This window comes from Marvinbryantia sp., from assembly GCF_047017445.1.
Lineage (GTDB): Bacteria > Bacillota > Clostridia > Lachnospirales > Lachnospiraceae > Marvinbryantia.
The window spans coordinates 106,863-122,357 of sequence record NZ_JBKXTT010000007.1; the positions used below are offsets into that span (position 1 = coordinate 106,863).

Genomic DNA, 15,495 nt, shown 5'->3' on the forward strand with positions numbered 1-15,495 from the left:
AAATGGCTTATACAGTGCTGAACGGACATGAAAAAGGCGTTGACAAATTTATGGAAATATGTACCTGGTGTCTTGACCATGGGATACCATATTTGACTGTTTACGCATTTTCTACAGAAAACTGGAATCGCAGCGAAGCTGAGATTAATGGGTTGTTTGCCATTATGGAGCGTTTTTTTACAAACAGGCTGTCGGACTGCCTGCAGCGGGGAATTCGGATTGTAGTGGCAGGTGACCGAAGCAGACTAAATGAGAAGCAGAGGAGTATTATTGAGCAGGCGGAAGAAAAGACCAGGCAGTGCAGCCGGCTTTTGGCACAGATCGGCATTAGCTATGGAGGAAGAGACGAGCTTGTACGTGCAATGAAAAAAACCGCAGCAGATATCAGAGCCGGACGCCTTACAGCAGAGAAAATCACGGAAGAAGAAATCAGCGCAAACCTGGATACCGCAGGAATCCCTATGATTGACATGGTGATAAGAACCGGTGGCAACCATCGTCTGAGTAATTTTTTCATATGGCAGTCGGCGTATGCAGAAATCTATTTTACAGACACACTGTGGCCGGATTTTTCAGAAAAGGAATTTTCCGAGTTTGTGGATGATTACAAAACGGTGAAAATTAATCTTGGGAAATAGGAATATAAGAGGTTTAAAATTAGTGTAATGAAAAAAATGATCATGGTGAAATTCGGAGGAGCGGTTCTGACAAACAAAGCCAGTCCATGTGTCATACGAAAAAGCGTAATGAAGCAGCTTGGAGCGGAACTTGCAGATTTCAGGAAAAAGTCCGACACGGCGGTTCTCCTGGGAAACGGCGGCGGTTCCTTCGGGCATTACTATGCGAAAAAATATCACATAGTTGATAAACCATCCGGAACGCAGGCGCTTATGGGGATGTGCAGAGGCAAAAATGGCAATGCTTTTCTGAATGCAGAGCTGGTGAAGGTATTGCTGAACTTTGGGATACCGGCCAACACCTTTCGGATAGAACAGTTTCTGGAAAAAGAATGCCTGGAGGAAAGAATGCTTAGCTGCCTGAATTACCACATGCTTCCGGTGGTATACGGAGATTTCCTATATCAGATAAATGGAAGCTGTCGGATCGTATCCACAGAAGAGATATTTTTTCGCCTGGGAGAACAGATTGCAAATACACCCTCCTGTGGCTATGAGCTGGAGAAAATTATTTTCTGTACTGACCGCGATGGAGTGGAGGATTTGCACGGTAATGTAATACCGGTTATATGGCGCGAGGATTTTGCAGACTGGGGAATCTTTCAGCAGCCAACCGAAGGCTATGATGTCACTGGCGGCATGAGCGAAAAAGTGTGGATGGCGTTCAAAATGGACTGTCCGGTGCAGGTAATAAACGGAAAAAAGCCTGGAAGACTTGCACAGGCGCTGAAAAATGAAAAAACCGTTGGAACAATAATTCAAGGATAAGAGAAGACCTTTATATCAGGAAGAGGTCTTTTTTATTTGAGAAAATCGGGCGAAAGCTATGACAAATGGTAACAAAAGGAGAGAAGAGGAAATTGCAGGAAAAAAATAAGCGATACAAGATCCTGAATACTTATGTAAATGCAGTGTCCATGGAAGAAACAATACAGATGGTCGAAAAGATTATTGAAAAGGGCGTGCCGACGCAACATGTTGTGGTGAATGCTTCAAAAGTCAATTTGATGGAGAAAGATGCAGAGTTAAGAAAGATTGTAAATTCCTGCCCACTGATCAACGCGGACGGAGCTTCTATCGTCTGGGCTGCCAAAAAGTTAGGGGTTCCCTTGAATGAGAGAGTAACAGGATGTGATCTTTTTCAGGAACTCGTAAAGGTAGCCGCGGATAAGGGATATAAAATATACCTTTTTGGAGCGAAAGAAGAGGTTGTTACAAAGGTTAAGAGAATCTTTGAAGAGCAGTATCCCACACTGTGCATTGCAGGATATAGAAATGGATATTTTACGGAAGCGGATGAACCGGAAATTGTCAAAGCTATGGCAGAGTCGGGAGCAGACATGATGTTTGTGGCTTTTTCATCTCCCAAAAAGGAATATTGGGTAAATCGATATTTAGATCAGTTAAATATTCCATTTGTCATGGGTGTTGGAGGCAGTTTTGATATTGTCGCCGGAGTTACGGACAGGGCACCAATCTGGATGCAGAAGCATGGTCTGGAGTGGTTCTACCGGTTTATTCAGGAGCCGGGAAGAATGTGGAAACGTTATATTATAGGCAACGCTAAATTTGTTGCCTTGACATATAAATATAAGCGAAAAGCTAAAAAGAATTAACATTAAGAAAACAGAGGAGGATATGAAAAATGATCAACGTAATAGGATTGGGTTACATTGGACTTCCAACAGCCCTTATGATGGCATCTCATGGGGTAGAGGTAATTGGAACGGACTACAACAAAGAGCTTGTGGCTACCCTGAACGCAGGGCATACGACGTTTAAAGAAGATGGTCTGGATGAGTTATTTGCGACGGCAGTAGAAGCAGGAATCAAGTTTACAACAGAGTACCAGGTTACGGATACCTATATTGTCTCTGTCCCGACCCCATATGATAAATTTAGCAAAAAAGTTGATGCCTGCTATGTTATAGCGGCAGTAAAGGATGTACTAAAAGTTTGCCCGAAGGGTGCGACAATCGTTGTAGAATCGACTGTATCCCCGGGAACGATGGACAGATATATTCGACCGGCTGTTGAAGAAAATGGATTTGTAATTGGTGAAGACATTCATTTGGTTCATGCACCGGAACGCATTATTCCGGGAAATATGGTATACGAGCTTCTGCACAATAATCGAACGATTGGCGCGGACGATAAGGCAGTAGGGGAGACAATAAAAAAATTATATGCTTCTTTTTGTCAGGGAGAAATTGTTGTGACAGATATTAAAACGGCAGAAATGACAAAGGTAGTGGAAAATACATTTCGGGCTGTAAATATTGCTTTTGCAAATGAACTTGCGAAAATTTGCCGTCACGATAATATGGATGTTTATGAAATTATTAAAATATGTAATATGCATCCCCGCGTGAATATCCTTCAGCCGGGACCGGGTGTTGGCGGACATTGTATTTCAGTAGATCCATGGTTCCTTGTAGGCGATTATCCTTCACTAGCCAAAGTAATTGATGAGTCGATGAAAACGAATGATGGAATGCCGGATTTTGTACTGAACCGCATTTATGAAATCATGAAAGAGAGAGGGCTGACAGATATTTCGAAAGTAGGTCTGTATGGTCTTACCTATAAAGAAAATGTTGATGATATGCGTGAATCGCCAACGTTGCAGCTGCTTGAAAGTCAGGAGCGGCATCTTGCAGCAGGTCTCAAGGTCTACGATCCATTTATTAAAAAAGATGTAGTTAAGAACCAGTATCATGATTTGGACAGCTTTCTGGAATCGGTTGATATGGTAGTCGTTATGGTCAAGCATAACGAGATTAAAGAAAATGTTGAAAAACTGGCGGGTAAGGTAATTCTCGACTGTCAAAATATTATTCATCTTGATGAGGTATATCACATTTAAAAAGGGAAGATTTTAAGATAAAGGGATAGTGGATATGAAAAAAATTATGTTGGTTTTTGGCACAAGACCAGAGGCAATTAAAATGTGCCCACTTGTTAATGAGCTGAAAAAGAGAAAAGGAATTCAGACAATCGTGTGTGTTACGGGACAGCATCGCCAAATGTTGGATCAGGTATTGGATACGTTTCATGTTATTCCCGATTATGATCTTTCTATCATGAAAGACAGACAGACGCTTTTTGATGTAACAACGAATATACTGGCAAAAATAAAAATAGTGCTTGAAGAGGTAAAGCCGGATGTCTGCCTTGTACATGGTGATACATCCACAACATTTGTAACAGCATTAGCTTGTTTTTATCTTCAGATTCCGGTTGGGCATGTGGAGGCTGGGCTTCGCACATATAATATCTACTCGCCATATCCGGAGGAGTTTAATCGACAGGCAGTTGGGATTATCAGTCAATATAATTTTGCACCAACGAAGCTGGCAAAGGAACACCTGATAAAGGAAGGAAAAGATGAAACGACGATATATGTGACTGGCAATACAGTTATTGATGCGATGCAGCATACCGTTGTGGAAGATTATCATCATCCGGAAATTGATTGGGTGGGAAATGACCGGATGATTTTTATTACAGCACATAGAAGAGAGAATCTTGGCGAGCCAATGCATCATATGTTCCGGGCAATCAGAAGAGTATTGGATGAACATCCGGACGTAAAAGCTATTTATCCAATACATATGAACCCGATTGTAAGAAAAGCGGCAGATGAGGAATTGGGGGACTGCAGTCAGATTCATATCATCGAACCGATAGAGGTTTTTGACTGCCATAACTTTGAGGCGAGATGCCATTTGTGTTTAACGGATTCCGGCGGGATTCAGGAAGAGTGTCCTTCTTATGGAAAGCCGGTTCTGGTGATGAGAGATACAACAGAGCGTCCGGAAGGCGTAGAGGCTGGCACGCTGAAACTGGTAGGAACCAGTGAAGAAACCATTTACGAATGGTTTACAAGGCTGCTGGATGATGAGACGGAATATGCAAAGATGGCACACGCTGCAAATCCATATGGAGACGGGCATGCCTGTGAAAGAATTGCCGATATATTAGAAAAAGGATATACAGAAATCTGAAAAAATGGGGAGACGATATGAAAGACATCAGATGGCTGATCAATCGCTTAAGGTCGATGAATGCTCTGGAAATGGGTTGGCGGGTGCAGCAAAAGTTTTTACAGAAAAAAGAGTACAAGGCTTTGTATGCACTGCATCTGCCTGTAACAGAAATTTCTTTGCCGCAAGCGTTGAATGAATTGCAGCCGGATGCTGGCAGAATACCTTTCAACAAAGAAAATAAAAATTATACATTGTTCAGCGTTCTTGATATTTTTGGGAAATATGAATATGAGGAATATAAAGATAAATGGAATGCTGGATTTCAGACAGGCAATAGCTGGCCGGAAAAGGATTTTTCATATTCCATTGCGGTTGGTCAAAGAGAAGATATTGGCGATATCCGCACAAACTGGGAATTGAACAGACACTACCAGTTTGCATGTCTGGCAAAAAACTATTACCTGTCTGGCGATGCTGCTTATCTGAATGAATTAAAAGAATTATTTGATGACTGGAATCGGCATAATTTGTTCCTGCATGGTGTAGAGTGGACAAGTGCAATGGAAATAGGGATCCGCTCTGTATCATGGATCTATACTTATGTATTCCTTCATTACGCAGCAGCTAAATATCAGACGGAAGTGCAGGAACTGCTGGAACAGATCCGATGCGGGGTGCTTGTTATGGCAGACTACATTGTAAGACATCGGGCAAGATATTCTTCGGCGAATAACCATCTTATATGGCAGGGCTTTTTTTTGATTATGGAGCATGGACAAGTCTATCAGTAAAAATTTTGTCGGAAGAGTTGCCAAAGCAAAACTATGAAGATGGGGTAAATAAGGAGATGTCACTCCATTATCAAAGCTTTGCGATGGAGGCATATGGGATATTATGGCTGGCACTGCAAAAAAATAATATAAAAATCCCGGATAGCTGGAAATCATACCTTGGTTCAATGAGTCAATATCTGGCAGATTGCTGCGGTGATTATGGAGAAGTTATTGCATTCGGGGACAATGATGAGGGAAAGATTCTGGATCTGCAAGGGAAAATACAAGACCATTACAGATATGTGCTTCAGTTGATGGGGACTGTATTAAATTTCCGATATACAGATTTGCCGTTTGTGGAGAATATCAGTTGGTTGATTACAAAGAAGCAGGAGACAGATTATCGAAAGAAAAGGCTTTATAAACCGGAGCTTGTATGTTCCTATCCGAAAGGCGGATACACACTTATTAGAAGTATGGACCGAAAAGTATTAATTGGCATGGATCATGCAGAGCTTGGATTTGGAAGTATTGCAGCTCACGGACATGCTGATGCATTGAGTATTCAGCTTTATTACTGTGGAAAGCCAATTTTGGTTGATTCGGGAACCTATAATTACCATGTGCCAAAGAATACCAGGGATTTATTTCGCAGTACAAAAGCACATAATACGGTTTGCGTGGAGGGAATAGAGCAGGCGGAAATGTTAGGACCATTTTTATGGGGAAAGCGTTATAAAGTCGAAAATGTGGTTCTTGAAGAAAAGAGTGGCGGTGTAATGATAGAGGCAACAGTTTCTTATGCGGGAATCTGTCATACGAGAAAGGCATCATTTGATTTTAATAGGAGATTAATTATTGAGGATTATGTTGATGGTGCCGACAAGGCACATCAGGTCTGGCACGTTGCCCCGGGCTTGGATATGCAGTGTGCAGATAACAGAACAGATGTGCTTGACGCAGATTTCAATTGCATATTGACGATGATTACGGATAAGCAGGTTGAGTTATCAGATTCTTATATATCGCATTGTTATGGAAACAAAACACCGGCAAAGGTTTGCTTGCAGGTTGGTAAAGAAAATTTCCGGTGTAGTTTAAACATAAAAAATAGTGCTATTTGAACAGGAGGAACAATGAACGCAAACAGGCTAAAATTGGTTTATGAGGGATTGCCGAAAACGATAAAAAAACTATTATCTCCGTTATTTATAAGAGTGATTTTGAATAATAAAGTATATAAGAAAACGCTAAAAGAACTTAAAGAATTCGATGAATTAAATGATGCTCAAAAGCGGGCTGTTCAGTTTGAAAAGCTTAAAGAAACGTTAATAGAAGCTTATAATAATGTTCCGTATTACCGGAAAAGATTTTCAGAAGCGGGTTTTAATCCGGAGGAAATGACAGATATATCAGAAATGGAAAAAATACCTCTTTTAACAAAAGACGACGCGATTGAAGCAGGGGCGGAAATTCTGTCAAGGAAGAAGATTGACTGTTATGAATCTGTAACCGGAGGAAGCAGCGGACGGGCGTTGAAAGTAGTATTGGATAAAGATTCTATATACAAAGAGCGTGCTTTTACAAATCACTTTCTGGGGAAATATGGTTATGATCTTCGAAATACAAGAACATTGGCATTCTGGGGACATAACAAGGATGATGATTATTATTTTTCTCCATTAAAAAATGAGATTGTGATTTCTCCATTTAAATTATTTGATGAAAAATCTTTTCCGGTAGTCTGGAAAGCAGTGGAAGAATTTAAGCCGGATTTTATTTCGGGATATCCATCAGCTATCTATTTGTTTGCACAGATGATGGAGCGGAACGGAAAAAAGAGAAAATTTAAGCTGGTTAATTTTTATGCTGAAAATCATACGGACGAGATGAAACGCTATATTGAACAGACACTGCAATGCAAAGCGGTATCCAATTATGGTCATACGGAAAGGGCTGTATTCGCAGAAGAGTACGAAGACGGATATCTTTTCAACGGTCTGTACGGTTATACAGAATTTTTGCCTACAGAAATAGAGGGTGAATATAAAATTTGCTGCACTGGCTTTATTTCGCGCAAAATGCCGCTTATTCGCTATGTGACGGATGATGTTGTGCGCTTTAATGAAAAGGGATATGCACAGATACAGGGACATAAGTTTTCCGAGGTCAGTCTTATTTCGAAATCGGGAAGTAAAATTTTCAAAGGGGCATTGACAATGCATCTTGATGCTTTTAAGAAAGTGAAACAGTATCAATATGTACAATACGAACCCGGAAAAGCGTATCTGGATCTGGTATTGGTAGAAACTTTGACGGAAGCAGATAAAGAGGAGATTTTAGGATATTTATCCCGAAGGGTTGAAAATCAACTTGATATCGAACTGCGGATAGTGGATAGTGTTGAGCTGACAAAACGCGGTAAGTATAACTGGGCAGTTAATAAAATAGCGAAAAGAGTGGAGCAATGAAGAAAAATTTGTATATTGGAGAGTTTCCACCGCCGATGGGTGGGGTTACTGTAAAGAATGAATTAATAAAAAATAAAATTTACAATGCTGATGATATGGATTTTTTTGATCTATATAGCTGCAAAAGAAATCCATTAAATTTGCTGAGGCTGATACTTAAGATTATCTGCGTGAAAGGAATGATCATTTTAGGAGTTGGCAGTAATAAGCGGCTTGAGAGATTAATGCAAATTATAAAGAAAACGCGGGGAAGTAAAAAGCTTAATCAGTGTTCGATTATTATGATGGGTAGTACCCTTCAGAACTATGCAAAACAAAATGTGCAGATGGTATCGTTGCTTCGTAATGTAAAGGCGATTTTTACGGAAAGCCGATTAATAAACGCAGATTTCCAGGCTTTGGGAATTAAAAATACACATTATTTTCCAAATTGTCGAGTGTTGTCTCACACGGATTATAGTGGAAAAACTATAGATGTATCTGGTGTATTGAAACTGGTTTTCTTCTCGAGGATATGCAAGGAAAAAGGGGCGCATTATTTGTTTGAGGTGGTTGATAAGCTGAATGAAGCAGGGATTTCCGTGCAGTTAGATTATTATGGCGTGATAGCGTCCGAATATAAGAATGAATTTGAGAGTGACTTGAAACGAACAAAAAATATTTCTTATCGAGGGATTTTTGATTCGAGTAAGGAAGATGTATACCAAAAGCTAAATGAATATGATCTGCTTCTTTTTCCAACAACCTGGATTGGCGAAGGGATTCCGGGCATTTTGGTGGAAAGTAAGATTGCGGGAATACCTGCGATCGTATCAGAACACAATTATAATAGTGAAGTGGTTCATGCAGATAAAGAAGGAATTGTTGTTTCCAAAGCAGATATTGTTCAAAGCTTTACTGAGGCCATTATAAAGATACACAGAATGCCGGAAATGTATGAAAAACTGGCGAGAGGAGCATGGGAATCCAGGAGCCGGTATGATATTAAGGAATATAGGACGGAACTTAGGTCTGGTTTGCGGATGTAAAGGCAAAAGATTATTATTGAGTAAATGACTTTTGTATAAACGGAGGATAAAGTATGATTCCTAAAAAAATCCATTATTGCTGGTTTGGAAAAAATCCAAAGCCAGATATTGTTACAAAGTGTTTAAAATCGTGGAAAAAATATATGCCGGAATACGAGATAATTGAATGGAATGAAGATAATTATGATATAAATAAATGTGCTTATATCAAAGAGGCGTACAAAGCAGGAAAATGGGCATTTGTATCAGATTATGTTAGATTTGATGTACTGAACAGTATGGGAGGAATATATTTTGATACAGATGTAGAACTGTTACGGCGAATTCCTGAAGATGTGCTAAACAATACTGCTTTTACAGGAATGGAAAGCGCGGGGAAGGTATCTCCGGGTTTGGTATTTGCATCGATACCACATCATCCATTTTTGGAAGAAATATTGAAGGTTTATGAACAGTCTGAATTTGTTCAGTCAGGAAAAAGAAAGTATAAGACAGTAAATGAGGTTACAACAGAAATTCTTGAAAAAAAAGGTTTTATACAAAATCAAAAGTATCAAAAAATATATGATATTGCAATATATCCATCAGATTTCTTTTGCGGATATAATCAAGATTTACAAGAATTTGATATAAAACCATCGACTATTTCAGTACATCATTATGCAGGAACATGGAAAAAAAAGACAATCAAAGATATAATTCAAAAACAGATAAAAAAAATATTTGGGAAAAAAATATATATGCAGTTATTGAAAATTAAAAGGAAAATTTTTGGTATCCATGAGGGGTAACCTTTAATATTTGATTAGTGTTGAGGAGAATAGCTATGAAAAAAATAATTAAAAAAATCCTATTGAGAATTCGTGGAGAAATTCCATTAGAAAAATTGAAATCCCGTGGTATGAAGGTAGGAACTGATTTTTGGTATGGAGATAATTGTACATTTGATGTTTCGCATTGTTGGTTAATAAGTATAGGTAATAATGTTACTTTTTCTTCAAGGGTACATTTATTAGCTCATGATGCATCTTTAAAAAAGATGACTGGATATGCGAAAATTGGTTTAATTAATATTGGGATTACGGGAAGCAAAAGCGGAGGACTGGTCGGTGATTATCAGGCAGCAGGAATGATGATGTCAATTTCCTGTATTTTATTCATGATAGATTATTTCAATGATAAGGACGAAAAGAAAAATCTTGTAGGGATATTGTTATCTGTGAGTGGGTTATTTATAAGCGGAAAACGAATGTTTTCATTGATAGCAATCTTTGCATTTGTGTTGATTTATTTATTGTCGGAACGAGAGAATCGCAAAGTGCGGTTTTGGGGAGCTTTGATATTGCTGATTATTGGAGCAGCAATTCTGTATGCAGCGATGCCAAGCGCCCGGGAATTGTTTTTACGAATTACAGAGTTATCAGGAAATGAAACTAACATGACAAGCGGAAGGAATGTGTTATGGGAAAAAGCAATAGAAATTTTTAATGAACATAAATTATATGGAATAGGTTTTGGAGGGTTTCAAACATATTATGAGAATCATTATAATATTCCGGGAATTCAAGCATTTTTGACACATAACATATATTATGGCTTATTATCAGAAACCGGTATTATTGGGTTTGGAATCTATGTGTCGCTCATTGTATATATGTTATGCAAATCATTTCGGTTACGGAAAAAAGTGCAATCTATAAATAAATATAATGTAACATACATATATACTTATTCAATTTTAATGCAGCTTTGGTTTATATTATACGGATTTACCGGAAATGGAATTTATGATGCAAATGAAACGTTTTTTTATTTTTCAGCAGTGGCCATGATGTTATCAATTAATCAATATTGCTCAAAATATAAATGATTTGTGATGCAAATGAAAATGTATTATGTACTTGAGTGGCAAATTGACATTGATTTGATAAAGTGTCATTACGATTGGAAAATTTGAGGAAAATCAGATGATAAAGATGGACAAGATAAGATGTGTCGGGTGTTCTGCATGTGTAGCTATATGCCCAACAAAGGCGTTACAATGGCAAACAGATGAAAAGGGTTTTTATTATCCTGCTGTGCAAAAATCGCTTTGTGTAAATTGTAATTTATGTGAGAAAGTATGTATGCTTTCTTCAACAAATAGATTTTCGGAAGGTAGGCTGGAATGCCCACAATATTATATCGCTATATTAAAAAATGAAGAAGAATTGCAGTATTGTCAGTCGGGTGGTGTTGGATATGGATTAGGAAAAGCTATACTGAATGATAGTGGGGTAGTTTATGGGTGTGTTTATGAAAAATGTGTAGCAACGCATGTCAGAATCACTTCAAAAGAGGGATTAAAAAAGGCATGTGGTTCAAAATATGTACAAAGTAGAATTGGAGATACATATGAGAATGTGTATAAGGATTTACTAGGTGGAAAGCGTGTGCTTTTTACAGGAACATCATGTTATGTTGAAGGCTTATATCTTTTTTTGGCGAAAAAAAAGTGTTCAATTGAAAATCTATATACAGCCGATATGATATGTCACGGAGTTCCAAGTCCGCTTATATTACGGGACTTTTTAGACTATAAAGAGGAAAAATATGGAAGTGCGGTCTTATCAATAAATATGAGAAATCGTAAGTATGCACCTGCAGTATGTGCTACAATTCAATATGCTGATGGACAAATGCGGAAAGATGAATTGTGGTCAGAGTTATTTTATTCAAGACTGGCACTGAGAGATTCGTGTGAGAATTGTATGTTTACAACTAGGGATAAACCAGCAGATATAACAATGTCAGATATCACAGGGATTGCAGATAAGTATAAAAGACAAATTAATACAGGAAATCCGGTTAGTATGGTGATAGTACATTCTAAGAAAGGGAAAAGCCTGATTGAAAGAGCAGAATTAAAATTAACTGCTATAAACGAGAATGAATTTGATCAACCACAGTTGAATTACCCAACGAAGCGGAATGTGCAAAAAGAAGCTTTTTGGAAACAATATAGAAAAAAAGGATTTAAATACGTTTTAAACAAGTATACTAGTGCAGGAGGTATCAAAGCCAAGATAAGAAGAAAAGTGCTTATGAAACTGAAACGTTGGTAAGTGAGTGAAAGAAGGGATACAATATGAAAGAAGGACGAACTTATAAGGTGCTAAGGAATGTTGGTTCGGGTTTAGGGTTTCGATTAATTTCGATTTTATTACCGTTTATTCTACGAACAGTAATGATACGTTATATGGGAATACAATATGCTGGACTGAATACATTGTTTCATTCCATTTTGCAGGTACTGAATATGGCAGAGTTAGGTTTTGGCAGCGCCTTGACGTTTAGTATGTATAAACCATTGGTAGAAAAAGATGAAGAGAAAATTTGCCAACTTTTGAACCTTTATAAGGTAATATATAATAGGTTGGGAGGCGTGATATTATTTTTGGGAATTTTGATGACGCCGTTTCTTCCGTATTTAATAAAAGGGAGTTATCCCTCAGACATAAATATATATATATTATTCTGGATTTACATAATAGACACAGTGGCAAGTTATTTTTTATTTGCTTATATGCAGTCATTATTAAATGCCGATCAAAGAAGTGACATCGTAAATTTGATTAGAATGGGAACATATACAATTTCCTATATATTACAAATTATTATGATAATGGTATTTAAGAATTATTATGCATACTTGATTTTCACACCAATATGTACAATAGTGAATAATATTTTAACTGCTGTTTGTGCAAAGCGAATGTATCCGAATTACCAGTGTAAAGGAGAAATTTCAGATAGAGAGAAAAATGTAATATTTAATAAAGTAAAGGCGTTGGCAGGGCACAAAGTGGGCAATGTTTTAGTTGCATCTTTAGACAGCGTTGTTGTTTCTGCGTTTCTTGGTTTAACAACTGTTGGTATTTATGGAAACTATTATTATATTATTACGGCACTAGGAGGAATAATTGATGTTATACATAATGCGTTAATTGCAAGTGTCGGAAATGCAATAGCTACGGAGTCAAAGGAGAAAATATACGATATATTTAATAAACTTAATTTCTTGATGGCATGGGGAATCACTGTTTTTACTCTGCCTTATAGGATATGGTGTGGGGATGCCATGGATTGCTGCCTGCGGAATGCTTGCGATGGGGTATGGCGACGGGCTTGCAGCGCTTATTGGAAAAAGATTTGGAAGGTTTTATTTCCCTGGGGTTCATTCTAAGAAGAGCCTGGAAGGATTTCTTATAGTGATGCTTTTTTCGGGAGTTTCGGTGTGGGGCGTCTGCACGTTTTATGCAGCAGATGGGCGGCAACATTGGCAAATCCAAAGCTAAGGTCTATACGGTGGAGAAAAGCACAGGAGTGACTTTCCGGGATGTGGCCGGACAGGACGAGGCTAAGGAGAGTCTGGAGGAAATGGTGGACTATCTGAAAAATCCGGAGAAATATCGTGCCATTGGTGCACAGCAGCCCAAAGGCGCATTGCTGGTAGGTCCTCCGGGAACAGGTAAAACGCTTTTGGCAAAGGCAGTTGCAGGAGAAGCTGGTGTACCTTTCTACCATCTGACCGGTTCGGAATTTGTAGAAATGTTTGTAGGTGTGGGAGCCAGCCGTGTTCGAGACCTGTTTCAGACAGCAAAAAAGAATACGCCATGTATCATCTTTATTGACGAGATTGATGCAATCGGAAAAAAGAGAGACAATCAATTAGGCAGTAATGATGAACGGGAACAAACGCTGAATCAACTCCTTGCAGAAATGGACGGATTTGAGACAAATGGTGGCATTATCGTTTTAGCGGCTACCAACCGTCCGGAGATATTGGATCAGGCACTCTTGCGTCCGGGACGTTTTGACAGGCGGATTATTGTAGAGAAACCCGATCTTCCGGGTCGGGAAAGCATTTTGCGTGTTCATGGTAAAAAGGTTTCTCTGTCCTCCGATGTGGATTTTCATGCGATTGCCTTAGCGACCAGCGGAGCCAGTGGTGCCGACCTTGCGAATATCGTCAATGAAGCAGCACTGCGCGCTGTCCGTATAGGACGGAATGTAGTTGTTCAGGAAGATCTGATGGAATCGGTGGAAACGGTGATTGCTGGTAAGGAGAAAAAGGATCGCGTATTAAATTCGAAGGAACGTCAGATGGTAGCGTACCATGAAGTGGGCCATGCTTTGGTATCTGCCTTGCAGAAAAATGCTCAGCCGGTACAGAAAATCACAATCATTCCACGGACATTAGGAGCTTTGGGTTACACAATGAACGCACCGGAGGAAGAACGGTATTTATTAACTGCGGACGAACTATATGCCCAGATTACAACTTTGCTCGGTGGTAGGGCAGCAGAAATTGTACAGTTTGGAGTAACAACGACAGGAGCCTCCAATGATATTGAGAGGGCCACAGAGCAGGCAAGAAAGATGGTTACACAGTATGGTATGAGCGAACGATTCGGTTCAATGGGGTTACAAAGTACGCAAAATCAATATCTGGATGGACGAAATATTGCTACATGTTCAGAACAGACAGGAGCCGAAGCTGATGAGGAAGTACGCAAGATTTTGGAACGCTGTCAGAATATGGCTGTTAAAATTCTGAAGGAAAATTTAGATGCTTTAGAGCGGATTGCCCAAAGGCTTTTAGAGAAAGAAAGCATTAGCGGCGAAGAATTTATGGCATTGCTTTGAATTGGTTTGAACAAAAGGTCAATCTGCCTTGTGTGGATTGGCCTTTTTTCTTTGGTGCGCCTGGCGGCGCACGTTTCTAACGGGTGCAAGTCCCGAATCCACCCGGTAGCGGGAAGGATATAGCCGAAGGCAGGGGTGTCCATCGTGAGGTGTGTTGTTCAGCAAATTAAAAGCTGCCCTACAAATCATTTTAAAAATCCGTTTATATCACTATTGAAAACTTTCCTGCACTATATATGGAGGAAATATATAGTGATGCACATTATTTTTCCCCATTCAAAGGGGCTGTTGCAAAATAGATGAGTAATTATCTATTATCGATTTGGATAATGAAATTGAAGCCTGGAAAAGGCATTGTTTCATAGATGAGAGACATCTACGAAATAATACCGCTGTTTTTTGTCATGGTAATACAAGAGAAAATGATAATTGAGTATCTGGTTACTCCTATTATTTGTGTCAAAGTATGCTGTTTGAGTTAGCATGATATTATGAATAAGCAGAGGAGAGATTGATTATGGAAAATCGTATCAGACAGCTCCGTGAAAAACGGGGGTTAACACAGGAAACTTTGGCGACAGAATTAGAAATAACACAGCAGCAGCTTAGTAAATATGAAATGAACATTGCATCTATCAAAGTGGAATCTCTTAAAAAGGTGGCAGCTTATTTTAATGTGACAACGGATTATCTGCTTGGAACATCAGATGTCAAAAGAGATGTAGTAGGTGCAGTAGAAATGGGCAAAACGTTGGAAGAATATTACGATCTGGTTGAATTATATAGAGGATTGGAGCGATGCGACCAGGAAATAGTTCTGGCGATCATTGCTATTATTAAGAACGCAAACGGCCGGAAAGAGTGAAAAG

14 protein-coding genes and 1 pseudogene are annotated in these 15,495 nt (G+C 38.9%); all 15 read left to right on the forward strand.

All coding sequences use genetic code 11. The features are described 5' to 3' along the window. The first annotated feature begins 2 nt into the window (after positions 1–2). The 15 genes and pseudogenes from uppS (at position 3) to ACLU9Q_RS09865 (ending at position 15,491) form a co-directional block, all read left to right on the forward strand. Positions 3–638, forward strand: a complete 636-nt coding sequence (gene uppS / locus ACLU9Q_RS09795; protein ID WP_412625137.1) for a polyprenyl diphosphate synthase — start codon at positions 3–5, stop codon at positions 636–638. 42 nt (positions 639–680) lie between these two features. Next, positions 681–1,445 (forward strand): isopentenyl phosphate kinase, encoded by a 765-nt coding sequence (locus tag ACLU9Q_RS09800; RefSeq protein WP_412625138.1) that lies wholly within the window; start codon positions 681–683, stop codon positions 1,443–1,445. Positions 1,446–1,537: 92 nt separating this feature from the next. Next, positions 1,538–2,293: a WecB/TagA/CpsF family glycosyltransferase gene (locus tag ACLU9Q_RS09805; RefSeq protein WP_412625139.1), complete on the forward strand. Its 756-nt coding sequence runs from the start codon at positions 1,538–1,540 to the stop codon at positions 2,291–2,293. A 29-nt stretch (positions 2,294–2,322) separates the two neighbouring features. Beyond that, positions 2,323–3,543 carry a nucleotide sugar dehydrogenase gene (locus ACLU9Q_RS09810; protein ID WP_412625140.1) on the forward strand — a complete coding sequence of 407 codons (1,221 nt, stop codon included), beginning with the start codon at positions 2,323–2,325 and terminating at the stop codon, positions 3,541–3,543. Positions 3,544–3,577: 34 nt separating this feature from the next. Next, positions 3,578–4,684: a non-hydrolyzing UDP-N-acetylglucosamine 2-epimerase gene (wecB, locus tag ACLU9Q_RS09815; protein ID WP_412625141.1), complete on the forward strand. Its 1,107-nt coding sequence runs from the start codon at positions 3,578–3,580 to the stop codon at positions 4,682–4,684. Positions 4,685–4,701: 17 nt separating this feature from the next. Next, a complete protein-coding gene (locus tag ACLU9Q_RS09820; RefSeq protein ID WP_412625142.1) occupies positions 4,702–5,457 on the forward strand; it encodes a hypothetical protein in 756 nt (251 codons plus the stop codon). Next, positions 5,409–6,563 (forward strand): alginate lyase family protein, encoded by a 1,155-nt coding sequence (locus ACLU9Q_RS09825; protein WP_412625143.1) that lies wholly within the window; start codon positions 5,409–5,411, stop codon positions 6,561–6,563. The genes ACLU9Q_RS09820 and ACLU9Q_RS09825 overlap by 49 nt, the downstream gene beginning before the upstream one ends. A gap of 12 nt (positions 6,564–6,575) precedes the next feature. Beyond that, complete coding sequence (locus ACLU9Q_RS09830; protein ID WP_412625144.1) at positions 6,576–7,910, forward strand: hypothetical protein; 1,335 nt, start codon at positions 6,576–6,578, stop codon at positions 7,908–7,910. Next, the gene (locus ACLU9Q_RS09835) at positions 7,907–8,938 is read left to right on the forward strand and encodes a glycosyltransferase (protein WP_412625145.1); all 1,032 of its coding nucleotides are present in this window, start codon (positions 7,907–7,909) and stop codon (positions 8,936–8,938) included. The genes ACLU9Q_RS09830 and ACLU9Q_RS09835 overlap by 4 nt, the downstream gene beginning before the upstream one ends. Positions 8,939–8,991: 53 nt before the next feature. Then, complete coding sequence (locus ACLU9Q_RS09840) at positions 8,992–9,729, forward strand: glycosyltransferase family 32 protein (RefSeq protein WP_412625146.1); 738 nt, start codon at positions 8,992–8,994, stop codon at positions 9,727–9,729. 35 nt (positions 9,730–9,764) lie between these two features. Then, the gene (locus ACLU9Q_RS09845; protein WP_412625147.1) at positions 9,765–10,808 is read left to right on the forward strand and encodes an O-antigen ligase family protein; all 1,044 of its coding nucleotides are present in this window, start codon (positions 9,765–9,767) and stop codon (positions 10,806–10,808) included. A 97-nt stretch (positions 10,809–10,905) separates the two neighbouring features. Next, complete coding sequence (locus tag ACLU9Q_RS09850; RefSeq protein WP_412625148.1) at positions 10,906–12,042, forward strand: Coenzyme F420 hydrogenase/dehydrogenase, beta subunit C-terminal domain; 1,137 nt, start codon at positions 10,906–10,908, stop codon at positions 12,040–12,042. Positions 12,043–12,065: 23 nt separating this feature from the next. Next, on the forward strand, positions 12,066–13,163 hold the full coding sequence (locus ACLU9Q_RS09855) for a lipopolysaccharide biosynthesis protein (RefSeq protein WP_412625149.1): 1,098 nt from the start codon (positions 12,066–12,068) through the stop codon (positions 13,161–13,163). 71 nt (positions 13,164–13,234) lie between these two features. Further along, positions 13,235–14,626 (forward strand): annotated as a pseudogene (gene ftsH / locus ACLU9Q_RS09860) (ATP-dependent zinc metalloprotease FtsH); the annotation flags it as partial. Positions 14,627–15,143: 517 nt separating this feature from the next. Next, complete coding sequence (locus tag ACLU9Q_RS09865) at positions 15,144–15,491, forward strand: helix-turn-helix domain-containing protein (RefSeq protein WP_227226480.1); 348 nt, start codon at positions 15,144–15,146, stop codon at positions 15,489–15,491. The last annotated feature ends 4 nt before the right edge of the window (positions 15,492–15,495 follow it).

Coding starts and splice junctions, on each gene's coding strand:
- uppS (WP_412625137.1), top strand. CDS start 3: ATGGCTTATACAGTGCTGAACGGACATGAAAAAGGCGTTGACAAATTT.
- ACLU9Q_RS09800 (WP_412625138.1), top strand. CDS start 681: ATGGTGAAATTCGGAGGAGCGGTTCTGACAAACAAAGCCAGTCCATGT.
- ACLU9Q_RS09810 (WP_412625140.1), top strand. CDS start 2,323: ATGATCAACGTAATAGGATTGGGTTACATTGGACTTCCAACAGCCCTT.
- wecB (WP_412625141.1), top strand. CDS start 3,578: ATGAAAAAAATTATGTTGGTTTTTGGCACAAGACCAGAGGCAATTAAA.
- ACLU9Q_RS09820 (WP_412625142.1), top strand. CDS start 4,702: ATGAAAGACATCAGATGGCTGATCAATCGCTTAAGGTCGATGAATGCT.
- ACLU9Q_RS09825 (WP_412625143.1), top strand. CDS start 5,409: ATGGCAGGGCTTTTTTTTGATTATGGAGCATGGACAAGTCTATCAGTA.
- ACLU9Q_RS09830 (WP_412625144.1), top strand. CDS start 6,576: ATGAACGCAAACAGGCTAAAATTGGTTTATGAGGGATTGCCGAAAACG.
- ACLU9Q_RS09835 (WP_412625145.1), top strand. CDS start 7,907: ATGAAGAAAAATTTGTATATTGGAGAGTTTCCACCGCCGATGGGTGGG.
- ACLU9Q_RS09840 (WP_412625146.1), top strand. CDS start 8,992: ATGATTCCTAAAAAAATCCATTATTGCTGGTTTGGAAAAAATCCAAAG.
- ACLU9Q_RS09845 (WP_412625147.1), top strand. CDS start 9,765: ATGAAAAAAATAATTAAAAAAATCCTATTGAGAATTCGTGGAGAAATT.
- ACLU9Q_RS09850 (WP_412625148.1), top strand. CDS start 10,906: ATGATAAAGATGGACAAGATAAGATGTGTCGGGTGTTCTGCATGTGTA.
- ACLU9Q_RS09855 (WP_412625149.1), top strand. CDS start 12,066: ATGAAAGAAGGACGAACTTATAAGGTGCTAAGGAATGTTGGTTCGGGT.
- ACLU9Q_RS09865 (WP_227226480.1), top strand. CDS start 15,144: ATGGAAAATCGTATCAGACAGCTCCGTGAAAAACGGGGGTTAACACAG.